Source organism: Kitasatospora sp. NPDC001175 (assembly GCF_053598215.1).
Genome location: NZ_JBSFJU010000015.1, coordinates 36615 through 57853 on the forward strand (window position 1 = coordinate 36615; position 21239 = coordinate 57853).

21 protein-coding genes and 1 riboswitch are annotated in these 21239 nt (G+C 71.8%); of the genes, 19 read left to right on the forward strand and 2 right to left on the reverse strand.

Features of this window, described 5'->3' with window-relative positions; translation table 11 throughout:
• The first annotated feature begins 82 nt into the window (after positions 1–82).
• The 16 genes from ACWDAK_RS13785 (at position 83) to hypE (ending at position 15754) form a co-directional block, all read left to right on the forward strand.
• Positions 83–448 (forward strand): hypothetical protein, encoded by a 366-nt coding sequence (locus ACWDAK_RS13785; protein WP_344637685.1) that lies wholly within the window; start codon positions 83–85, stop codon positions 446–448.
• 240 nt (positions 449–688) lie between these two features.
• Complete coding sequence (locus ACWDAK_RS13790) at positions 689–2377, forward strand: hydrogenase maturation protein (RefSeq protein WP_427393378.1); 1689 nt, start codon at positions 689–691, stop codon at positions 2375–2377.
• A 140-nt stretch (positions 2378–2517) separates the two neighbouring features.
• Complete coding sequence (locus ACWDAK_RS13795) at positions 2518–3576, forward strand: NADH-quinone oxidoreductase subunit B family protein (protein ID WP_344637683.1); 1059 nt, start codon at positions 2518–2520, stop codon at positions 3574–3576.
• Between the two features lie 82 nt (positions 3577–3658).
• On the forward strand, positions 3659–5443 hold the full coding sequence (locus ACWDAK_RS13800) for a nickel-dependent hydrogenase large subunit (RefSeq protein WP_427393379.1): 1785 nt from the start codon (positions 3659–3661) through the stop codon (positions 5441–5443).
• A complete protein-coding gene (locus tag ACWDAK_RS13805; RefSeq protein WP_344637681.1) occupies positions 5440–5910 on the forward strand; it encodes a thioredoxin in 471 nt (156 codons plus the stop codon). The genes ACWDAK_RS13800 and ACWDAK_RS13805 overlap by 4 nt, the downstream gene beginning before the upstream one ends.
• Positions 5907–6554: a DUF5947 family protein gene (locus ACWDAK_RS13810; RefSeq protein ID WP_427393380.1), complete on the forward strand. Its 648-nt coding sequence runs from the start codon at positions 5907–5909 to the stop codon at positions 6552–6554. The genes ACWDAK_RS13805 and ACWDAK_RS13810 overlap by 4 nt, the downstream gene beginning before the upstream one ends.
• Positions 6551–7204 (forward strand): DUF6084 family protein, encoded by a 654-nt coding sequence (locus tag ACWDAK_RS13815; protein WP_344637679.1) that lies wholly within the window; start codon positions 6551–6553, stop codon positions 7202–7204. The genes ACWDAK_RS13810 and ACWDAK_RS13815 overlap by 4 nt, the downstream gene beginning before the upstream one ends.
• Positions 7201–8604: a hypothetical protein gene (locus ACWDAK_RS13820; RefSeq protein ID WP_427393381.1), complete on the forward strand. Its 1404-nt coding sequence runs from the start codon at positions 7201–7203 to the stop codon at positions 8602–8604. The genes ACWDAK_RS13815 and ACWDAK_RS13820 overlap by 4 nt, the downstream gene beginning before the upstream one ends.
• Positions 8605–8693: 89 nt before the next feature.
• Positions 8694–9236, forward strand: coding sequence for a hydrogenase maturation protease (locus tag ACWDAK_RS13825; RefSeq protein WP_344637725.1), 543 nt, complete (start codon positions 8694–8696; stop codon positions 9234–9236).
• Positions 9236–9346: a DUF6893 family small protein gene (locus ACWDAK_RS13830; RefSeq protein WP_425557667.1), complete on the forward strand. Its 111-nt coding sequence runs from the start codon at positions 9236–9238 to the stop codon at positions 9344–9346. Before ACWDAK_RS13825 ends, ACWDAK_RS13830 begins: the two co-directional genes overlap by 1 nt.
• Before the next feature lie 339 nt (positions 9347–9685).
• Positions 9686–10066: a hydrogenase maturation nickel metallochaperone HypA gene (gene hypA, locus ACWDAK_RS13835; RefSeq protein ID WP_344637677.1), complete on the forward strand. Its 381-nt coding sequence runs from the start codon at positions 9686–9688 to the stop codon at positions 10064–10066.
• A gap of 4 nt (positions 10067–10070) precedes the next feature.
• Positions 10071–10838 carry a hydrogenase nickel incorporation protein HypB gene (hypB, locus tag ACWDAK_RS13840; RefSeq protein ID WP_427393382.1) on the forward strand — a complete coding sequence of 256 codons (768 nt, stop codon included), beginning with the start codon at positions 10071–10073 and terminating at the stop codon, positions 10836–10838.
• Positions 10835–13174, forward strand: a complete 2340-nt coding sequence (hypF, locus tag ACWDAK_RS13845; RefSeq protein ID WP_344637675.1) for a carbamoyltransferase HypF — start codon at positions 10835–10837, stop codon at positions 13172–13174. Before hypB ends, hypF begins: the two co-directional genes overlap by 4 nt.
• Before the next feature lie 42 nt (positions 13175–13216).
• Positions 13217–13492, forward strand: coding sequence for a HypC/HybG/HupF family hydrogenase formation chaperone (locus tag ACWDAK_RS13850; protein ID WP_344637674.1), 276 nt, complete (start codon positions 13217–13219; stop codon positions 13490–13492).
• Positions 13489–14682 (forward strand): hydrogenase formation protein HypD, encoded by a 1194-nt coding sequence (gene hypD, locus ACWDAK_RS13855; protein ID WP_344637673.1) that lies wholly within the window; start codon positions 13489–13491, stop codon positions 14680–14682. The genes ACWDAK_RS13850 and hypD overlap by 4 nt, the downstream gene beginning before the upstream one ends.
• An 82-nt stretch (positions 14683–14764) precedes the next feature.
• Complete coding sequence (gene hypE / locus ACWDAK_RS13860; protein WP_344637724.1) at positions 14765–15754, forward strand: hydrogenase expression/formation protein HypE; 990 nt, start codon at positions 14765–14767, stop codon at positions 15752–15754.
• Positions 15755–15803: 49 nt separating this feature from the next.
• Here the strand turns inward: hypE and ACWDAK_RS13865 are convergent, their stop codons facing one another.
• Positions 15804–16418 carry a TetR/AcrR family transcriptional regulator gene (locus ACWDAK_RS13865; protein WP_344637672.1) on the reverse strand — a complete coding sequence of 205 codons (615 nt, stop codon included), beginning with the start codon at positions 16416–16418 and terminating at the stop codon, positions 15804–15806.
• A 287-nt stretch (positions 16419–16705) separates the two neighbouring features.
• On the opposite strand from ACWDAK_RS13865, the gene ACWDAK_RS13870 reads away from it, so the two are divergent.
• Positions 16706–17833, forward strand: a complete 1128-nt coding sequence (locus ACWDAK_RS13870) for a nucleotide disphospho-sugar-binding domain-containing protein (protein WP_344637671.1) — start codon at positions 16706–16708, stop codon at positions 17831–17833.
• 505 nt (positions 17834–18338) lie between these two features.
• Positions 18339–18483: riboswitch (cyclic di-AMP (ydaO/yuaA leader) on the forward strand.
• 4 nt (positions 18484–18487) lie between these two features.
• A complete protein-coding gene (locus ACWDAK_RS13875) occupies positions 18488–19615 on the forward strand; it encodes a transglycosylase family protein (protein WP_344637670.1) in 1128 nt (375 codons plus the stop codon).
• A gap of 373 nt (positions 19616–19988) precedes the next feature.
• On the opposite strand, the gene ACWDAK_RS13880 is transcribed toward ACWDAK_RS13875, so the two are convergent.
• Positions 19989–20186 (reverse strand): DUF4253 domain-containing protein, encoded by a 198-nt coding sequence (locus ACWDAK_RS13880; RefSeq protein ID WP_344637669.1) that lies wholly within the window; start codon positions 20184–20186, stop codon positions 19989–19991.
• A 265-nt stretch (positions 20187–20451) separates the two neighbouring features.
• Here ACWDAK_RS13880 and ACWDAK_RS13885 point away from each other — a divergent pair, with 265 nt between their 5' ends.
• On the forward strand, positions 20452–21195 hold the full coding sequence (locus tag ACWDAK_RS13885) for an SDR family NAD(P)-dependent oxidoreductase (RefSeq protein ID WP_427393383.1): 744 nt from the start codon (positions 20452–20454) through the stop codon (positions 21193–21195).
• Positions 21196–21239: the final 44 nt, after the last annotated feature.

Consider the following 21239-nt stretch of genomic DNA (forward strand, 5'->3'; position numbering starts at 1 on the left):
AAGCTACTGCCGATTCCGCTTATGAAGCGTTAGTAATGCATATGCAAACGGCAGTTCACGCTCACACAGGGAGTCATCACCCATGACGCGTCTTCGAGCCGGCCTGTTGGCCGTCGGTTTCGCCACCGCCACGTTCGCCCTGACCACATCCCCCGCCCAGGCCGCCCCCGGCGATGTCACCAACGTCTGCGCGAGCACGCTCACCCCGAGCGGATTCGTCGACGTCCAGTGGTGGACCAGCGCCGGCTGCGGCTCGACCACCTCACCGAACATGAAGCAGATCAAGCAGCTCACCGGCCTCCCGGTCGGCACCGTGGTGAACGCCTGCGCCTCGACCTACCCGCCGGCCGGCTGGGTCCAGGTGAGCACCTTCTTCAGCAGCGGCTGCGGCTACTCGCCCGTGCCCAGCTTCAACAACAACGCCTGGCAGCTCAAGCGCGTCTCCTGACCCCGGGCTGCCCGGTCCCACCGGACCGGGCAGCCGCCGTCCCAGCCAAGTCCGAATCGCTCGAATCCGGTCGGGTTCGGCGATCCAACCGGTCGACACCGGTCGCACCGCCTCCGCCGACGCGCCGCTCGCGGGCCGTCCCGGTCCCCGCCGATCGGGTGACCTCGCCGCCGGGGCTCGGACGCACGTGCGGTGCCGTGGTTCACGATCCCTAGAGGTCGGGCCACCCCGGAGGTCGGGATGCGGATTCTGCTCGTCGCGAGCGCGTTCAACAGTCTCAGCCAGCGTGTCTTCGCCGAACTGCGCGAGCGCGGGCACACCATGGCGGTCCATCTGGGGCCCGACCCGGAGGAGCTGCGCGCGGCCGTCCGCGCGCATGCCCCGGACCTGCTGCTGGCCCCGATGCTGAAGTCCGTCATCCCTCCCGACGTCTGGTCCGCCCACACCTGCTTGGTGGTCCACCCGGGTCCGCCCGGCGACCGGGGGCCTTCCGCGCTGGACTGGGCGATCCACGAGGGCGCGGAGCACTGGGGCGTGACGGTGCTCCAAGCGGACGAGGTGATGGACGGCGGCCCGGTCTGGACGAGCGCCCGCTGCCCGGTGCCGCCGGTGGGCAAGAGCGATCTGTACCGCAACGAGGTGGCCGACGCCGCGCTGGAGGCGGTACTGCTCGCCGTGGAGCGCTTCGCCTCCCGCACGTACGTCCCGCAACCGCAGTACGGCCGGGGCTGGCGGGTACCCGACCACACCCGCCCGTACTTCGACCAGTCCCTGCGCCGCGTCGACTGGGCGGCGGACCCGACCGCCACCGTGGTCCGCAAGCTGCGGGCGGCCCACTCGCAGCCCGGTGTGCTGGACGAACTGCTCGGCGGCGAATGGTATCTGCACGGCGGTCACCCGGAGGACGGGCTGCGCGGGGTGCCGGGTGAGCTGCTGGCCACCCGGGCCGGGGCGGTCTGCCGGGCCACGGTGGACGGCGCGGTGTGGATCCCCGAACTCCGGCCGCGCCGGCGCCCCGGCGGCCCGGCGACCTTCAAGCTCCCGGCCGTCCTGGCACTGGGCGGCCTCCTCCCCCGGCTGCCGGAGGTTCCGGCCCCGCCCACCCTGCCGCCCGGCCGCCGGACCTGGACCGACCTCGCCTACCGAGAGCAGGGCCCGGTCGGCTTTCTGCGCTTCTCCTTCCCCGGCGGGGCGATGAGCACCTCGCACTGCCGCCGCCTGCTGGACGCGTACCGCTCTGCCTGCGACCGTCCGACCTCGGTACTGGTCCTGGGCGGCGGGCGGGACTTCTTCTCCAACGGCATCCATCTGAACGTGATCGAGGCCGCCGCCGACCCCGCCGAGGAGTCCTGGCGGAACATCAACGCCATCGACGACCTGGTGGCGGCCGTGCTGACCACCACCGACCGCCTGGTGGTGGCCGCGCTCGGCGGCAACGCGGCGGCGGGCGGCGTGATGCTGGCCCTGGCGGCGGACGATGTCTGGTGCCGCGCCGGCGTGCTGCTCAACCCGCACTACCGCCTGATGGGTCTGTACGGCTCGGAGTACTGGACGTACACCCTGCCGCGCCGGGTCGGCGAGGCCGCCGCCCGTCGGCTCACCGAGCAGGCGCTGCCGGTGACCGCCGAGGCGGCTCTGCGGCTGGGCCTGGTGGACCGGGTGGTCCCGAGCACGCCGGGGGACTTCGGTGCCGCCGTCGGCGGCCTCGCCGTCTCGCTGGCCACTTCGGGGCGTCTGCAGGAGCGGATCGCCGCCAAGAAGGCCGCCCGGGAGCGCGACGAGGCGCGGCGGCCGCTGGCGGCCTACCGGGCGGCGGAGCTGGAGCGGATGCGCCGGAACTTCTTCGGGCCCGGCGAGCCGTACCACGCGCTGCGCTCGGCCTTCGTCCGCAAGCAGCCCGTCTCGGGTGCACCGCCCCAGCTGCGCTGACTCACCCGTCCGGACGCGACGGGGCGCGCGGGCGGCCGTCACCGGTTCGGCCCGCCCAGCGCTCGTACCGGCGGATCAGCTGCTAGTAAGTCAATGGGTCCGTTATGCCGGGCTCATCCCGTTTCCGAGGAGGCATCCTCATGGGTGCTACAGCAACGCCGGAGCGCACCGAAGCGCCCCCGGTGCACATTCTGTGGATCAACGCGGGCCTCAGCTGCGACGGTGACTCCGTCTCGCTGACCGCCGCGATGCAGCCGAGCATCGAGGAGATCGTCACCGGCGCCCTGCCCGGCCTGCCGAAGATCGAGGTGCACTGGCCGCTGATCGACTTCGAGTGCGGCCCCGCGCAGGGTGCCGACACCTTCATCGAGTGGTTCTTCAAGGCGGACCGCGGCGAGCTGGAGCCGTTCGTGCTGGTCGTCGAGGGGTCCATCCCGAACGAGTCGATCAAGAAGGAGGGCTACTGGTGCGGCTTCGGTGACGACCCCGCCACCGGGCAGCCCGTTACCACGAGCGAGTGGCTGGACCGGCTCGCGAACAAAGCCACGGCCGTGGTCGCGATCGGCACCTGCGCCACCTACGGCGGCATCCACGCGATGGCGGGGAACCCGACCGGGGCGATGGGCGTGCCCGACTACCTGGGCTGGAACTGGAAGTCCAAGGCCGGGCTGCCGATCGTCTGTGTCCCGGGCTGCCCGATCCAGCCGGACAACTTCGCCGAGACGCTGACCTACCTGCTCTACCAGCTGGCCGGCGCCGCACCGATGATCCCGCTGGACGACAAGCTGCGCCCCACCTGGCTGTTCGGCGCGACCGTACACGAGGGCTGCGACCGCGGCGGCTACTACGAGCAGGGTCAGTTCGCCACCGAGTACGGCTCACCGGAGTGCCTGGTGAAGCTCGGCTGCTGGGGTCCGGTGGTCAAGTGCAATGTTCCCAAACGCGGGTGGACCAACGGCATCGGCGGCTGCCCCAACGTCGGCGGCATCTGCATCGCCTGCACCATGCCGGGCTTCCCCGACAAGTTCATGCCGTTCATGGACGAGCCGCCCGGTAGCAAGGTGTCCGCCGGCGTGAGCAGCACCTACGGCGGCACGATCCGCTGGCTGCGCTCGATCACGGCCGCGACCGTGGACAAGGAGCCGAAGTGGCGCCGCACCGGCCGCAAGCTGACGACCGGCTACCGCGCGCCCTGGTGACAACCCGCGGCGCCGCACACGGGGTGACGTGTGCGGCGCCCTCTCCTGTTGGCAGAATCCGAAGGAAGGCACGACGAGGACGATGGCAGAGACGACGAGGACGGCCGGCGACGGCAGCGGCCTGGTGGAGATGTCCTGGGACCCGATCACCCGGATCGTGGGCAGCCTGGGCATCCACACGAAGATCGACTTCAAGCAGAAGCGGGTCGCCGAGTGCTACAGCACCTCGTCGGTCTTCCGCGGGTACAGCCTGTTCATGCGCGGCAAGGACCCGCGCGACGCGCACTTCATCACCAGCCGTATCTGCGGCATCTGCGGCGACAACCACGCGACCTGCTCGGTGTACACGCAGAACATGGCGTACGGGGTGAAGCCGCCGCACCTGGGCGAGTGGATCATCAACCTGGGCGAGTCAGCCGAGTACATGTTCGACCACAACATCTTCCAGGAGAACCTGGTCGGGGTCGACTACTGCGAGAAGATGGTCCGTGAGACCAATCCGGGCGTGCTGGAGCTCGCCGAGCGCACCGAGGCGCCGCACGCCGGCGACCACGGCTACCGGACCATCGCCGACATCATGCGCTCGCTCAACCCGATCGAGGGCGAGTTCTACCGCGAGGCGCTCCAGGTCAGCCGCTACACCCGGGAGATGTTCTGCCTGATGGAGGGTCGCCATGTGCACCCCTCCACGCTCTACGCCGGCGGGGTCGGCACGGTGGCCACCGTCCAGCTGTTCACCGACTACCTCACCCGGCTGACCCGCTACGTCGAGTTCATGAAGCGGGTGGTCCCGCTCCACGACGACCTCTTCGACTTCTTCTACCAGGCGCTGCCCGGCTACGAGGAGGTCGGCCGGCGCCGGGTCATGCTCGGCTGCTGGGGCGCGCTCAACGACCCCGACCACTGTGACTTCACCTACCGCAACATGACCGACTGGGGCCGGAAGATGTTCGTCACCCCGGGCATCATCGTCGACGGCAAGCTGGTCACCAACGACCTCACCGAGATCAACCTCGGCATCCGGATCCTGCTCGGCAGCTCCTACTACCAGGACTGGGAGGGCCAGGAGCAGTTCGTCACCCACGACCCGCTGGGCAACCCGATCGACCCCAGGCACCCGTGGAACCAGCACACCATCCCGGCGCCGCAGAAGCGGAACTTCGACGACAAGTACAGCTGGGTGATGTCGCCGCGCTGGTTCGACGGCAAGGAGTACCTGGCCCTGGACACCGGCGGCGGCCCGATCGCCCGGCTCTGGTCCACCGCCCTGTCCGGTCTGGTCGACATCGGCTACATCAAGGCCACCGGCCACAGCGTGCAGGTCAACCTGCCGCGCACCATGACCAAGCCGGAGGTCACCTTCGAGTGGAAGATCCCCAAGTGGAGCAACGCACTCGAACGCAACCGGGCGCGCACCTACTTCCAGGCCTACAGCGCCGCCGCCGCGCTGTACTTCACCGAGAAGGCGCTGGACGAGGTCCGCGCCGGACGCACCCAGACCTGGGAGAAGTTCGAGGTGCCGGACGAGAGCATCGGCTGCGGCTTCACCGAGGCGGTCCGCGGCGTGCTCTCGCACCACCTGGTGATCCGCGACGGCAAGATCGCCAACTACCACCCCTACCCGCCGACCCCGTGGAACGCCAGCGTGCGCGACAGCTTCGGCACCCCGGGACCGTACGAGGACGCGGTGCAGAACACCCCCATCTTCGAGGAGAACAGCCCCGAGAACTTCAAGGGCATCGACATCATGCGCGCCGTGCGCAGTTTCGACCCCTGTCTGCCCTGCGGGGTGCACATGTACCTGGGCGGCGGGCGCACGGTGCAGAAGATGCACGTCCCCACCGGCCTGAGCGGGCTTGGCGGATGAGCGCGGAGCTGACCGGGCTGCGGGTCAAGGAGGTGCTGGACTCGCTCACCGCGTCGGGGCAGGCGGAGGCCGGCGAGGTGCTGGTTCGCGAGCTGATGGCCTTCTACAGCGCCGGACTCGCCCGGCTGGTGGAGCTGCTACCACCCGGCGTGCTGACCCCGCTGCTGGACGACCGCCTGGTGGCCGGGCTGCTGGCGCTGCACGACCTGCACCCCGAGGACGTCACCGCCCGGATCGCCCGGGCGGTGGCCGACTTCGCGGTGGAGGTGGTCGGATTCGACCGCGACAGCGGTGTTCTGGCACTTCGCAAGGTCTCCGGCTGCGGCTGCGGCTCATCGGCGATGGAGGACGTCGAGAGCGCGCTCTCCTGCCACGCTCCCGAGGTGACCGCCGTGGAGCTGGAGCGGCCCCCGGCGCCGCTGCTGCAGATCGGCGCCCGCCCGCCCGCCGCGGCGGAGGTCCGGTGAACGCGCGTCCGATCTCCCGGCCGGGCTCGGCGCTGCTGCGCCGGCTGCGCGAGCCAGCGCCGCCGCAACCCGAGCGGTGCGGATTCTGCGGGGTCCGGCTCCCGTCCGGCCACCGGCATGTGGTGGACACCGACGACCGTGCCCTCGCCTGCACCTGCCCGGCCTGCGCCATGCTGTTCGAGACTCCCGGTGCCGCCGAGGGCCGCTACCGGAAGGTCCCCGACCGCTATCTCATGGACCCCGCACACGAGTTGGGCCGGTCCGACTGGGAGTCGCTGCAGATCCCGGTGTCCACCGCCTTCTTCTTCCGCAACACGGCGCTGCGCCGGCTGATCGCGCTCTACCCCAGCCCGGCCGGTCCCACCGAGAGCGAACTCGACCCGCAGACCTGGGAGTTCACCCTCGGCCGCACCAGGCTGGCCGGCCTCCTCGAACCGGATGTGGAGGCGCTGCTGCTGCGCCGGACGACGGAGGGCCTGCAGTACTTCCTGGTGCCGATCGACGTCTGCTACGAGCTGGTCGGCCGGATGCGACTGCACTGGCAGGGCTTCGACGGCGGATCCCGGGCACGGGCCGAACTCGACTCGTTCTTCGCCCGGGTCGAGCAGCGCGCCCGGGTCCTGGCCCAGGAGGTGGCGTCGTGACCGGCCTGGCCTTCAGCTGCACCGGCGTCCGCGCCGATCCGTACGCAGCCGGCCCGACCCTGGTGTTCCGGCTGCGGATCGCGGCCGGCGAGGGCGTCCGGGTGCACGCCCTGGTGCTGCACTGCCAGTTGCGGATCGAACCCGCCCGCCGCTCGTACGGGCCGGGCGAGGCCGAGCGGCTGAAGGTGCTGTTCGGTGAGCGCAGCCGCTGGCCCGGCTCGGTCAACCCGGTCCAGCTGGCCCAGGTTTCGCTCACCGTCCCCGGGTTCACCGGGGAGACCGAGGCGGACCTGGTGGTGCCGTGCACCTACGACATGGACGTCGCCGCCGCCCGCTACTTCGACGCCCTGGCGGACGGCGAGGCACCGCTGCTGCTGCTGTTCTCCGGTACCGCGTTCGCCGGCCCCGGCGGCTTCCAGGTGCAGCCCGTGCCCTGGGACCGGGAGGCGTCCTGCCGGCTGCCGGTGCGGGTCTGGCGGGACATGATGGAGCAGCACTTCCCGGGGTGCGGCTGGATCCGGCTGCCTCGCACCAGCATGGACGCGTTGCTGGAGTACCGCTCCCGCCACGGGCTGCCGTCCTGGGAGGCCACGGTGGACGCGCTGCTGGCGGGCGCGGCCGCGGCCAGGGCCGAAGGGAGCCTGCGGTGAACGGGCCCACCCCTCCATCGGGCTTCGAGGCCGCCCACCGGATCGCGGACGCCGTCCTGTTCGAGGGCTATGTGCTCTACCCCTACCGGGCGTCGGCGGCCAAGAACCGCATGCGCTGGCAGTTCGGGGTGCTCGTCCCGCCGTCCTTCGCGGCAGCCGGCTCCGAACACTCCCACCAGCGCACCGAGTGCCTGATGGAACCACGCCGAGGTGCGCGGCTGACGGTCGAGCTGCGCTTCCTGCACGTCCAGCGGCGGACGGTGCAACGGCAGCGGGCCGACCGGGGGTTCGAGGAGGTGGACGAACTCGCCCTGTCCGACCGGGTGCTGGTGCCGTGGGACGAGGGAGTCCCGGAACGGCTCGAAGTCTCGTTCCCGGTAGATGAGTTGACCGTCGAGCGGGTCTCGGTCCCGTTCGACCTGCCGGCCTGCGAGGTGCAGGAGGTCGTGTACGAGAACGAACGGCCGGTGGGCCGTCTGACCCGGCGGCGGGAGCGGCTCGACGGCGTGCTGAACCTGTCGGCGGCGGAACTCCCCGGCCCTTACGGTGCGTTGCGGCTGACCGCCGTGGTGGAGAACAGCAGCGTCTGGACCCCGCCCGACGGCGCCGACCGCGAGTCGGCGCTGCGGCGTTCGCTGGTGGCGGCGCACCTGCTGCTGGGGCTCGATGCGGGTGCCTTCGTGTCGATGACCGATCCGCCGCAGTGGGCCGCGCCCGCCGTCACGCAGTGCCGCAACGAGCACACTTGGCCGGTACTGGCCGGGGCGGCGGGAGCGGCGGACGTGGTGCTCTCCTCCCCGATCATCCTCTCCGACCATCCGGAGATCGCGCCCGAGAGCCCGGGAGCGCTCTACGACGCCACCGAGATCGACGAGATCCTCACCCTGCGCACGGCAGCCCTGACCGAGCAGGAGAAGCGGGAGGCCCGCGGTACCGACGAGCTGGCCGGTGCCGTGATCGACCTCGCGGACTCGCTGCCTCCCGAGGTACTGGAGCGGTTGCACGGGGCGGTGCGCGGTCTGCGGGAGGTCACCTCGGCCGGGGTGACCTCCGCGGGGCCGGACGGGGACGGCTTCCCCGGGCCTTCGCCCGACACCCCCTGGTGGGATCCCGGGGCCGACCGGAGTGTCGATCCGGCCCTCGACCGGGTGGTGGTCGACGGCCGGTCGGTCGGGGCCGGCAGCCGGGTCGTCCTCAAGCCCGGGCGGCGGCGCACCGATGCGCAGGACCTGTTCCTGCACGGGCGGACGGCGCTGGTGGAGGCGGTCCTGCGGGACGTGGACGGCGCGGTCCACCTGGCCGTGACCATCGACGGTGACCCCGGCGCGGACCTCTGGCGGGCGCAGGGCCGCTTCCGGTACTTCCAGCCCGACGAAGTCACCCCGGTGGAGGACCTGTGAGCGGCCCGCACGCGCCTGGGACGACGGCAGATGCGTCGGCCGCGCCTGCCGCCACGACCGCGCCGTCAACAGCGGGCGAGCGGTGCCGGGTGCTGGTCGCGGGTGTCGGCAACATCTTCCTCGGGGATGACGGCTTCGGCGTCGAGACGGTGCGCCGGCTCGCCGCCCAGCCCCTGCCCGAGGGGGTGGAAGCCGTCGACTTCGGTGTGCGCGGGGTCCACCTGGCCTACCAACTCCTCGACGGCTACCGGACGTTGGTTCTGGTGGATGCGACCGAGCGGGGGGACCGGCCGGGGACGCTCTATCTGATCGAGGCGACCGGGGCGCATCCGGTCGAGCCCGGGTACTCCCTGCTGGACGGGCATCGGATGGGGCCGGACGCGGTGCTGGCGCTGATGACGACGCTCAGCGCCGGAACCGGGACCAGCCCGCCCGAACGGGTCCTGGTGGTCGGCTGCGAACCGGAGTCGGTGGACGAACGCCTCGGCCTCAGCCCGGTGGTGGCGGCCGCCGTCGACCGGGCGGTCGAGCTGGTCCTGCAGGTGGTACGGGACGGCGAGGCCCGGGGCCTCGGACGCCCGACCGGTGTCGGCGGCCCGGTGGCGGGCCGTGTAGAGAGGAAGGTGCCCTGATGCGGAAGATCGTTGTCGCGTGCATGGTCCTGGCAGGAGCCGGGCTGGCGCTGGCCGTCGCCCAGAACCTACCCGACATCAAGCGCTACCTGCAGATCAGGAGGATGTGACCGGCGGCCGGGCACCCGCACCGTGGTGCCGGGCCATTCCCGATCTCGCACTGTCGAGGGGCGCGGGGCACCGCGCGCGAAGCCGGACGCACCTCGGGGTGCGGCGGACCGCGCGGCCATCCGCGCCCCTCACTGCCGCACACCGCGCTTGCCGGGCTCGGGTAGGGCACGGATGCGCTCCGCCCGGGCGGGCGCCACCGGGTCGGGCGGTGTGGGGCGAATGGCGTAGTCGGGTGCGCGGCCACGGCGCGGCGGCCCGGGCGGATGGTCGGGCCGCCCTGTAATGGGTCACCGGAGCGAGGGGCGGCAGGCCCGCGACCGGGCGACGGGGAGAGGCCGATGCACGAGATGTCGATCGCGTTGGCCGTGGTGGAGCAGGTGGCCCGGGCCGCGCAACGGCACGGCGCCCGGACGGTCGAGTCCGTCCGGATCCAGGTCGGCGAGCTGGCCGGGGTGGTGCCCGAGGCTCTGGACTTCTGCTTCGAACTCGCCTGCGCGGACACCGTGGTGCGGGGCGCGAAGCTGCTGACCGAACCGGTCGCGGCCCGCGCCCGCTGCGGTGGGTGCGCCACCGAATGGCCCGTCGGCATGCCGCCCGACCTGTGCTGCCCCGGTTGCGGCGGCGCGCAGGCCGAGCTGCTGGCCGGTCGGGAACTGCAGATTCTGAGCGTGTGCTGGGCCGATGGTCCCGCGCCCGCCCCGACCCACCAGGAGGGTTGAACCCGTGTGCCGTGTCGTCGATCTCCAACAGGCGGTACTCGCCCGCAATGACGAGCAGGCGCGGGAGCTGCGCGCCGACCTGGCCGCGCGCGGCACGGTCGCCGTCAACCTGCTGTCCAGCCCCGGCAGCGGCAAGACCGCCCTGCTGGAGGCCGAGCTCGCGCTCGCCCGCGAGCGCGGGGTGCCGGTCGCGGCGCTGACCGCCGACCTGGCCACCGAGAACGACGCGGTGCGGCTCGCCCGCTCGGGGGTGCCGGTGAAGCAGGTGCTGACCGACGGGCTGTGCCATCTGGAGGCCGCGATGCTGCGCGGGCATCTGGAGGGCTGGCTTCCGGAGGGCACCCGGCTGCTGTTCGTGGAGAACGTGGGGAACTTGGTCTGCCCGGCCTCCTACGACCTCGGAGAGTCGCTGCGGGTCGCACTGGCCTCGGTGACGGAGGGCGAGGACAAGCCGCTGAAGTACCCCACGGCGTTCGGCCTGGCGAGCCTGGTGGTGGTGACCAAGACCGATCTGGCCGAGGCGGTGGGCTTCGACGAGGCCGCATTCCGCGCCAATGTGGCCCGGGTGAACCCGGGCGTGGAGATCCTGCTCACCGCAGCGCGGACCGGCGCGGGGACGGGCGCGCTGCTCGACCGCGCGCTCGCGGTACTGGACGGCGCCCCGGTGCACCGGCCGGTGCTGGCGGCCCGGCCCGCCCACTCGCACGGCCACGGCGACCACGGCGACCACGGCGACCACGGCGACCACGGCATGGTACTGGAGGGACGGTGACCGTGCCGGCGGAGACCGGCGCCGTGCAGCGCAGGCGGATCGCGGTCGAGGGGGTGGTCCAGGGGGTGGGCTTCCGGCCGTTCGTCTTCGGGCTGGCCACCGAGCTGGGGCTGGCCGGGCACGTCACCAACACCGGTGCAGGGGTACTCGCGGAGGTCGAGGGCAGCGCCGAGGCGGTGCGGGCGTTCTGCCGCCGGATCCGTTCCGACGCCCCGCCGCTGGCCGAGGTGCACACGCTGGCCCAGGAGGTGGTGGCCGCCACCGGCGCTCCCGGATTCGCGATCGTCGCCTCGCAGGACACCGGAACCCGACGGGCCGTCATCCCACCCGACACCGCCACCTGCGCGGACTGCCTGGTCGAGCTCGCCGACCCCGCCGACCGACGCTACCGGCACCCGTTCATCACCTGCACCAACTGCGGCCCGCGCTACACCATCGTCACCGGGCTGCCGTACGACCGGTCCAGGACCAGCATGGCCCGGTTCCCGATGTGCGCGGACTGCGCGCGCGAGTACGCCGATCCCGCCGACCGGCGGTTCCACGCCCAGCCGATCGCCTGCCACGCCTGCGGCCCCCGGCTCAACCTGATCGGGACCAGGGGCCGCAACCGCGCTTTCGGTGAGGACCCGATGACGGCGGCCCGGCGGCTGCTGGCGGACGGGGCGATCCTGGCGGTGAAGGGCATCGGCGGCTACCACCTGGCCTGCGACGCCACCGATCCGGCAGCCGTCGCGCTGCTGCGCCGCCGGAAGGCCAGGGGCGACAAGCCGTTCGCCGTGATGGCCGGCCGGATCTCGGACCTGGATGGGCTGGTGGAGCTGGGCGAGACGGAACGGCGCCTGCTCACCGGCGCGGTGCGGCCGATCGTACTGCTGCGCCGCAGGGCCGGCGGACCGGTGGCGGAGGCGGTCGCCCCGGGCAGTGCGGACCTGGGCGTGATGCTGCCCTACACACCGCTGCACCAGCTGCTGTTCGGGCTGCCCGGAGATCCGCCGGGACCCCGGCTGCTGGTGATGACCAGTGGCAATCTCTCCGGTGAGCCCATCGTCACCGACGACGGCGAGGCGCTTCAGCGGCTGGCGCCGCTGGCCGATGCCTGGCTGCTGCACGACCGTCCGATCCATGTCCCGTGCGACGACTCGGTGGTACGGGTCTGGCAAGGCGGGGAACTGCCGGTACGGCGTTCGCGCGGCTACGCGCCGCTGCCCATTGCGCTACCGCTGCCCGTGACGCCGGTGCTGGCGACGGGAGGCGACCTCAAGAACGCCTTCGCCCTGGCCGAGGGCCGCAGTGCCTGGCTGTCCGCCCATGTCGGCGACATGGACGATCTCTCCACGCTGCGGGCCTTCGAGCGGGCGGTGACCCATGTACGGGAACTGACCGGGGTGCGGCCCGAGCTGGTGGCGACCGACCGCCACCCCGGGTACCGCTCGGTGCAGTGGGCCCTGCGCCGGGCCCGCGCCGGCGAGCCGGGTACGGTACGGGTGCAGCACCACCATGCGCACATCGCCTCGGTGATGGCCGAGCACGGCCTGGACGGGAGCCGTCCGGTGATCGGAGTGGCCTTCGACGGGACCGGTTACGGCGACGACGGCGCGGTGTGGGGCGGCGAGGTGCTGCTGGCCGACTACGACTCCTACCGGCGCTTCGCGCACCTGGCCTATGTGGAGCTGCCCGGCGGGGACGCCGCGGTGGAGCGCCCGTACCGGATGGCGCTGGCGCATCTGCATGCCGCCGGGCTGCCGTGGTCGGCGGAGCTGCCGTGCGTGGCGGTCTGCCCGGAGCGTGAACTCCTCCTGCTGAAGCGCCAGTTGGACCGGAACCTGAACTGCGTGCCGACCTCCAGCATGGGCCGGCTGTTCGACGCGGTCTCCTCGCTGGCCGGAGTCTGCCACCGCTCGGGCTACGAGGCGCAGGCGGCGATGGAGTTGGAGGCGGCGGCGGCCTCGGTGAACGAGGTGGGCGAGGGCTACGGCTTCGAACTGACCGCCGGGGACGCGGAGTCGGGCGCGGCCGACTGGGTGGCCGATCCGCGCCCGGTACTGGCGGCCGCCGTCGCCGATCTGCGGGCGGGAGTCGGCCCGGAGGTGATCGGACTGCGGTTCCACCGGGCGGTGGCCGGGCTGGTGCACGCGCTGTGCGTCCGCGCCCGCCGGTCGCACGCGCTGGAGACGGTGGCGCTGAGCGGCGGGGTGTTCGCCAACACCCTGCTGCTCACCGACTGCGCCACGGCGCTGCGCCGGGACGGCTTCACCGTGCTGGTCCACCGGCAGGTGCCACCGAACGACGGCGGGCTGGCGCTGGGCCAGCTGATGGTGGCCGCACGGCCCCGGTAGCCGGGTCGGCGGAACAGGGCGGCTCGAGGCGAGGAGAGGCGGATGTGTCTGGCAGTGCCCGGAAGGGTGATGGAGATCGAGGAGCGGGAGGGAACCCGGATGGCCCGGGTCGACTTCGGCGGTGTGGTCAAGGACGTGTGCCTGGAGTACCTGCCTGACCTCCGGGAGGGTGAGTACGCGATCGTCCACGTGGGCTTCGCGTTGCAGCGGCTGGACGAGGAGTCGGCACGCAGGACGCTCGACCTGTTCGCCGAACTCGGCCTGCTGCAGGAGGAGTTCGGGGATGCCTGGGAAGCGGCGGAGGAGAGGCGGCAATGAAGTACCTGGAGGAGTTCCAGAATCCGGAGCTGGCGGGGCGCCTGCTCGCGGACATCCGCGCCACCGTGACCCGGCCGTGGGCGCTGATGGAGGTGTGCGGCGGGCAGACCCACAGCATCATCCGGCACGGGATCGACCAACTGCTGCCCGAAGAGGTGGAGTTGATCCACGGTCCGGGCTGTCCGGTGTGCGTCACCCCGCTGGAGATGATCGACCGGGCGCTGGCGATCGCCGCCCGGCCAGAGGTGATCTTCTGCTCCTTCGGCGACATGCTGCGGGTGCCGGGCTCCGAGCGGGACCTGTTCCGGGTGCGCGGCGAGGGCGGGGACGTCCGGGTGGTCTACTCGCCGTTGGACGCGCTGCGGATCGCGCAGGAGAACCCCCAGCGCGAGGTGGTCTTCTTCGGGATCGGCTTCGAGACCACCGCTCCGCCGAACGCGATGACGGTCTACCAGGCGAAGAAGCTCGGCATCCGCAACTTCAGCCTGCTGGTCTCGCACGTCCGGGTGCCACCGGCCATCGAGGCGATCATGCGATCACCGGACTGCCGGGTGCAGGGCTTCCTCGCCGCGGGCCATGTGTGCAGCGTGATGGGGATCGACGAGTACCCGGAACTGGCTGCCCGCCACCGGGTGCCGATCGTGGTCACCGGGTTCGAGCCACTGGACATCCTGGAGGGCATCCGGCGCACGGTGCGGCAGTTGGAGCGCGGCGAGCACGTGGTGGACAACGCCTACCCGCGTGCCGTTCGGCCCGAGGGCAATCCGGCCGCGAAGGCGATGCTCGCGGACGTCTTCGAGGTCACCGACCGGGCGTGGCGCGGCATCGGGGTCATTCCGGCCAGCGGGTGGCGGCTGTCGCCGCGCTACCGCGACCAGGATGCCGAGCACCGCTTCCCGGTGTCGGACATCACCCCGTGCGAGCCCGCGCAGTGCCGGAGCGGCGAGGTGCTGCAGGGGCAACTGAAGCCCAGCGAGTGCGAGGCGTTCGGCACGGTGTGCACGCCGCGCACCCCGCTCGGGGCGACGATGGTCTCCAGCGAGGGGGCGTGCGCCGCGTACTACCTGTACCGCAGGCTCAGCGGTCCGGCCTCCGTCTCCGGTCCGGCCTCCGGCTCCGTTTCCGGTCCGGCCTCGGGCTCGGTCTCGGGGTCGGTCTCCGGCTCGCAGGAGGTGAGCACCGTTGCGTGAGGCGACCGGTGCGGTCGGGAGTGCGCCGGACTTCTCCGGCTGGAGCTGTCCACTGCCGCTGCGCGACCATCCGCGGGTGGTGATGGGGCACGGCGGTGGCGGTGCGCTCTCCGCCGAGCTGGTGCAGCACGTCTTCGCCCCGGCCTTCGGCGGGCCGGTGCTGGCCGGGCTCGGCGACTCGGCCGCGGTGACCTTGGGCGGGGCCCGGATCGCCTTCTCCACCGACTCCTTCGTGGTCCGCCCGCTGTTCTTCCCCGGCGGCAGCATCGGGGACCTGGCGGTCAACGGGACGGTCAACGACCTTGCCATGAGCGGGGCCAAGGCGGCTTATCTGTCTTGCGGGTTCATCCTGGAGGAGGGCGTGGAGACGGCGGTGGTCGCCCGGGTGGCGCAGGCACTCGGGGCGGCGGCCCGCGCGGCCGGGGTCGAGGTTGTGACCGGTGACACCAAGGTGGTGGAGGCCGGGCACGGCGACGGCGTCTACCTCAACACCGCCGGGATCGGGCAGATCCCGGCCGGGGTCGACATCCGGCCACAACGAGCGGTACCGGGCGACGTGGTGATCGTCAGCGGCGACCTCGGGGTGCACGGGATCGCGGTGATGAGCGTGCGCGAGGGCTTGGAGTTCGACGTGGAGATCGAGAGCGACTGCGCCGCGCTCGGCGGGCTGGTCGAGACGATGCTCGCGGTCACGCCCGAGCTGCACGTGCTGCGCGATCCCACCCGGGGCGGGCTCGGGGCGGCGCTCAACGAGATCGCCGCGGCGGCCGGCGTGGGAGTGGTGATCCAGGAGCGCGCGATTCCGGTGCCGGCGCCGGTGGCGAGCGCCTGTGCCCTCCTCGGCCTCGACCCGCTGTATGTCGCCAATGAGGGCAAGCTGGTGGCGTTCGTGCCGCGTGAGCACGCGGATGCGGTGCTGGACGCGATGCTGGCGCACCCGCTGGGTGCGCGGGCCGCCGTCATCGGCGAGTGCGTGGCCGATCACCCCGGGATGGTGGTGTCCCGCACCGGCCTGGGCGGCACCAGAGTGGTGGACCTGCCCGTGGGGGAGCAACTGCCGCGGATCTGCTGAGGGTTGCCGCGCGGTTGCTCGCTCGCCGAGCAGCCGCGCGGGTGTCCGTTCACCGGCACAGGGTGCGCTCGGCCGTCGTGGCGATCCGCTCGGCGACGCGGTCGACCGGGAGGGAGCGGCCGGTGTACAGCAGGTCGAAGCTGTCGAAGCCGGTCAGCATCCAGAGCAGGTCCGCAGCCTCCTCAGTGGTGACGTCGGGGCGCAGCTGGCCCTGGTCCGCCAGCCGCATCGCGCGGTAGTAGGCCCCCGCCGCCCGCCCCTGCTCGATGCGCTGGACGGCGCCGCCGACCGCGTCCGCGCTGAGCATCGCCATCGAGTACAGCGCGCGCAGCACGTCCCGGTGGGCGGCGTACATCGTCATCACGCCGTGGATTCCACCGCGCAGGCCCTCGCGGGCGTTCGGGTGGGCCGTCGCCTCCAGCATCCGGGAGAACCCGCCGCGCTCCAGGAGGTCTTCGGCGAAAGCGGCGAACAGGCCTCCGCGCGAGCCGAACACCAGGTAGACGGTCGAGCGGGAGACACGGGCGAGTCGGGCGACCTTGTCCAGAGCGACCGGCTCGGCCGGGGCCTCGCGGAGGCAGGTGTACACCGCGTCGAGGATGCGGCGCCGGGTCTCCTCCGAGGCTTCGGCTCTCAGGCGTTGGTCGTATTTACGAGTAGCCATGGGCGCTGATCCTACAATCCCTTGACAGTCAGTCCGATGAAAGACAGGCTGTCCAGTGAAAATCGGGGGAGGGGCGCGATGCGGCCAAGCGCACTGCGGCGCATGGTGGTTGAGCGGGAGTCCGAGCTGCCCTCGGCCGTGGTTCACGGCCGGCGCCGGGCCCTCCCCTGCCCGTCGAGAGCCCTCGGGGTTTTCCGGGTTCCCTATGTCCGAAAATCGGACACTCAGATCACTCGTTTGACGTAACGTCGGATCTGAACTTCCATGCAAACGCAAGGAGTCATCCCATGCGCGTCCTGTTCACCGCTCCGGCTGCGGCCGGGCACATCTTCCCGATGGTTCCGACCGCGCAGGCCCTGCGCTCGGCCGGGCACCAGGTCCTGTTCGCCGGCTCGGCCCCGCTGGAGACGCTGTGCAACACCGGACTGCCGGTGGTCGAGATCGGCGACGGCACCGGCATCGGCGAGGCCTTCCAGCGGATCACCAAGGACGAGCCGAGGTACGTCGCCAAGGACCGCACCCAGGAGGAGATACTCGAACTCGCCGCCCTCGGCTTCGCCGAGCACGGCCGGGTCGCCATCGACGGACTGCTGCGGGTCGCCACCGAGTGGCGCCCGGACATCATGGTCATGGAGCCCTTCGCATCCGCCGCCCCACTGGTCGCGGCCAAGCTGGGCATACCGACCCTGGTCCACAACTTCGGCGTGATGCCCGGCCTTCCGATGCTCGACCGGCTCGCCGAGATCCTCTCCGCCGAGTACCAGGCCCACTCGGTGGCCGGTCCCGGCGAGCGCACCGTGATCGACGTGGTACCGGCCTCGCTCGGCGGTGACGGCGGCGGCTGGCGGGTCCGCTACGTCCCCTTCAACGGCGGCGGTGTCGTTCCCTCCGATCTCGTCGGCCGCAGTGAGCGGCGCCGGATCGCGGTCACCCTGGGCACGGTGCTCACCGAGTACGCCGGTGTCAACCCGATCGCCTGGCTCACCGAGCAGGCCGCCGAGGTCGACGCGGACTTCCTGCTCGCCGTCGGCAGCGCCGACCTGAGCCCGCTGGGCACCCTGCCCGACAACATCCGTCCGCTCCCGTGGACGCCGCTGGCCGAGCTCCTCGACGTCAGCGACGCCGTGATCCACCACGGCGGTTCCGGGACCATGCTCACCGCCGCCGTCGCCGGCGTGCCGCAGCTGATCCTGCCGCAGGGCGCCGACCACTTCATCAACGTGGACGCCGCCGTGGCCAAGGGGTACGGGCTGCGTTCGGACAGCGACTCGGTGGACGCCACGCTGCTCACCCGGCTGCTCGACGACAAGACCCTGCGCGACGCGGCTGCCGCCCTGCAGGACGAGATCGACGAACTGCCGTCGCCGGCAGCCCTGGTCGGCGACTTCGAGCGGCTGTACCGCGAGACCCGCTGAGCACCGCCCGATCCGTCACGTCCGCCGAGGGGCGCGGGAACCAGCATGACCGCACATCTCCGAGGTGCGTGGTCGCCCACGCTGGTCCGCGCGCCGCTCAGCGGTGTTCCTGCACCCGACAGTGGGCTCGGCGAACTCCTCGGTCAGCGGCGAGGCACGCGTCCCGCACCAGGCGAGGCGGACCTGGTGCGGGGCGACACCGGTGATCGGGAGGTGCACGATCTCGGGGCGCGGGCGGGCGGGCGCGGTCGAACGGCGGCCCCGGTACAGCAGCGGCACACCCAACTCCGCTCCCCGCTCTGAGTGTCCATGCGGAGCCGGCCCCGGGCTCGTGGGCAGCAGCAGAGCCGGAGTCCAGTGGAAGGCTGAACGAATGTCGTGATTTTTGTGTGATGCACCGGATGCGGGCTTGTTATCCAGGTGATGATCCCTCTAATCTCCCTGCAGTTCGCCGTTGCGGACTCCCGGACGCAGTACGCCGAGTCCTGCCCATTCGCGCTCCGGGACATCGAGCACACCCTGGGCAGGAGCGGGGGAACCAGGTCAGTCGCCGTCCCCCACGGCTTGGGGTGAAGCCGCGTACCCACGCGGCCGGGCCACCTCCCGGTCCGAACCCGACAGCTCACCTCGTAGGCGTACGGAGAGGAATGTTCCGTGGTCTTTTCCGGCTCTGGCCGCCACCGCCGTCCCACCCAGGCCGACCGCGCCATCGCCGCCGCCGGCGTGGCGAGCGTGGGTCTGGCGCTCCCGCTGCTCACCGCTTCCGGGGCACACGCCGCGCCCGTCAAGACCTGGGACGCCGTGGCCCAGTGCGAAACCGGCGGCAACTGGAGCGCTGACGACGGCCAGGGCCACTACGGCGGCCTCGGTCTGACGCAGCGCGCCTGGGTCTCGCACGGTGGCGACAAGTACGCCGCCGAGCCCGACCACGCCACCAGGAGCCAGCAGATAGCCGTGGCCGAGCGGGTCCTCGAAGACTCCGGCACCGGCCTCTGGCCCAACTGCGCCGCGCAGGCCGGTCTGACCGATCAGGGCGGCAAGGGCGGCCGGCACGATGACGGTGACAAGGGCCGTCAGAACGATGACGGCGACAAGGCCGGTACCGCGCCCGGTTCGCAGGCTTCGGCCACGCCCACGCCGGCCCCCGCGCCTGACGCCCCGGCGGCCGCCCCCACTCCGAGCGTGCCTTCCGCCGACACCACTCCGCCCGGCACCCCAGCTCCGACCTTCCCCGGCCGCGCGGGCTACGACCCGGCCGCCGGCGTGTACTGGTACCAGGACAACGGCGTCTGGCACTGGACCGTCCAGCACGACATCTACATCAAGCACATGGACAGCGCGGCGGCCACCGCCCAGCCGAGCGCCGGCACCGACACCACCTCGCCGAGCCCGGCGGCTCCGGGCACCTCGCAGCCGGCGCAGCCGGGCGTCCCGACGACGGGGGCCACCCCCTCGATGCCGGCGACCGGCACCCCCGCCCCCGGCTCCGCGACCGGTACCCCGCAGCTTCCGGGCACACCCACCGCGGGTTCCGGCGCCGCCGCCGCGCCCGTGACGCCGGCCTCCCCCGCCGCGCCCGCCCAGCCGTCGGCCCCCTCGACTGCGAACACCCCGGCCGCCCCGCAGACCTACACCGTCGAGCGTGGCGACACCCTCTCCGCTATCGCCGAGTCGCACAAGCTCACCGGATGGCAGCACCTCTACGAGGAGAACAAGGCGCTCATCGGCGCCAACCCCGATCTGATCCTCCCCGGCCAGTCGCTGCACCTGCAGCAGCACTGACCCCCCGGAGCGCCCCGCACCGGAGTTGACGGCTCAGGACGTCGGCTCCACTGCGGGGCGCTCCGGTCGTCCGGGTCGGCGGGCTGCCCGAAGGAGGCACCCGATCCGGCCGATGAGGTCACTCTCCAACTCATCGCCGGTGGACGGACTCGCCGTCCTCGGGATAGCGCCGAGCGCTGGTGGCACCCTGTGCTGATGACGCCCGTGGCCGTCCGGCGCGGCCGTCTCACCGGCCGAGCCGCCACCAGGGCACCGCTCGCCTGCAGCCACCACTCCCCGCACGGGAGTTGCTCGTCCCGGCGGCCCCCGGCCTGCGGAGGCTCGGCCCCGCTCAGTCCCACCAGAACATCCAGTGGCGGCGGCTCCATGCGCCCTACTCCGCGTACTCGCGTATCGCTCCGTGCCCCTGCCGGATGTTGTCCGGGCAGAAGGCGAAGTGCTCGGCGGCGACGGCGAGCGCGTCCTCGATCATGCGCGGCGGTGCGGCGACGGAGACGATTCCCTGGTCGAAGCGGAGGGCGATCAGCCGTGTGCCGAAGCGATCCTCCAGAAATCGGCATTCCGCTACCAAGGCAGACCACGCTCCAGCCTCGAATGGTCACTTAACGTGATAGCTTGATCACGCTTGGGCTGGGCGATGGCCGGGCTTCGGGCCGGCCTACTGCTGGGCTGACGGTAAGTCAGGTCTGTGGCGCCGATGTAGGACCGATGGGCGGCACACCGCCCCTGCCGGCAATCCAGATCGGCAACCGGTCGTGAAGTGGGAAGCCCGACCCGCGGGGGTTGGAGCCGTCCGGCTTCAGCCGGAGGAGGATGTCAAGGGAGTGGATACGAGCATGGGACAGCTGGATGAGAAGGTAGCGCTGGTGACCGGTGGCTCGACCGGGATCGGTCTGGCCATCGCCCGGCGGTTCGCTGCCGAAGGCGCCACCGTCTACCTCACCGGACGGCGCAAGGCCACCCTGGACGCGGCCGTGCAGGTCGTCGGCGAACGGGGCATCGGCATCCAGAGTGATGTGTCGAATCTGGACGATCTCGACCGGCTCTTCGCAACGATCGAGGAGCGAAGGGGACGGCTGGACGTCGTCGTCGCCAATGCGGGATTCGCTGAGATCGCCCGACTGGGGGAGATCACCGAAGAGCACTACGACAAGACGTTCGACATCAACGTCAAGGGGGCGATCTTCACCGTCCAGAAGGCACTGCCCCTGATGCCGGACGGCGCCTCGGTGATCGTGCTCTCCTCCACCAACGCCTCGATGGGCATCGAGGGGATGACCACCTACAGCGCCACCAAAGCCGCCAACCGCAACTTCGCGCGCACCTGGGCCGCCGAGCTCGCCGGCCGCGGCATCCGGGTCAACGCCCTCAGTCCCGGCCCGATCGAGACCCCCGGCATCCGCGGCCTCTCGGCGCAGGGTGACCGGCAACTGGCGGACTCCCTCGCGGCCATGCTTCCGCTCGGTCGGATCGGACGTCCCGAGGAAGTCGCCGCTGCAGCCGTCTTCCTTGCCTCGGACCAGAGTTCCTTCACCACCGGAGCAGAGCTCTTCGTCGACGGCGGCCTCAACCAGGTCTGATCGCCGTCGAGTTGTGGGCAGGTGCGGTCCATGACGAGCGCTAC

What these genes read in the sequence shown, in the direction of transcription:
- ACWDAK_RS13800 (WP_427393379.1), top strand. Translation starts at nt 3,659, where the DNA reads ATGGCAGAGACGACGAGGACGGCCGGCGACGGCAGCGGCCTGGTGGAG.
- ACWDAK_RS13805 (WP_344637681.1), top strand. Translation starts at nt 5,440, where the DNA reads ATGAGCGCGGAGCTGACCGGGCTGCGGGTCAAGGAGGTGCTGGACTCG.
- hypA (WP_344637677.1), top strand. Translation starts at nt 9,686, where the DNA reads ATGCACGAGATGTCGATCGCGTTGGCCGTGGTGGAGCAGGTGGCCCGG.
- hypD (WP_344637673.1), top strand. Translation starts at nt 13,489, where the DNA reads ATGAAGTACCTGGAGGAGTTCCAGAATCCGGAGCTGGCGGGGCGCCTG.
- ACWDAK_RS13795 (WP_344637683.1), top strand. Translation starts at nt 2,518, where the DNA reads ATGGGTGCTACAGCAACGCCGGAGCGCACCGAAGCGCCCCCGGTGCAC.
- ACWDAK_RS13865 (WP_344637672.1), bottom strand. Translation starts at nt 16,418, where the DNA reads ATGGCTACTCGTAAATACGACCAACGCCTGAGAGCCGAAGCCTCGGAG.
- ACWDAK_RS13870 (WP_344637671.1), top strand. Translation starts at nt 16,706, where the DNA reads ATGCGCGTCCTGTTCACCGCTCCGGCTGCGGCCGGGCACATCTTCCCG.
- ACWDAK_RS13850 (WP_344637674.1), top strand. Translation starts at nt 13,217, where the DNA reads ATGTGTCTGGCAGTGCCCGGAAGGGTGATGGAGATCGAGGAGCGGGAG.
- hypE (WP_344637724.1), top strand. Translation starts at nt 14,765, where the DNA reads ATGGGGCACGGCGGTGGCGGTGCGCTCTCCGCCGAGCTGGTGCAGCAC.
- ACWDAK_RS13785 (WP_344637685.1), top strand. Translation starts at nt 83, where the DNA reads ATGACGCGTCTTCGAGCCGGCCTGTTGGCCGTCGGTTTCGCCACCGCC.
- ACWDAK_RS13830 (WP_425557667.1), top strand. Translation starts at nt 9,236, where the DNA reads ATGCGGAAGATCGTTGTCGCGTGCATGGTCCTGGCAGGAGCCGGGCTG.
- ACWDAK_RS13790 (WP_427393378.1), top strand. Translation starts at nt 689, where the DNA reads ATGCGGATTCTGCTCGTCGCGAGCGCGTTCAACAGTCTCAGCCAGCGT.
- ACWDAK_RS13885 (WP_427393383.1), top strand. Translation starts at nt 20,452, where the DNA reads ATGGGACAGCTGGATGAGAAGGTAGCGCTGGTGACCGGTGGCTCGACC.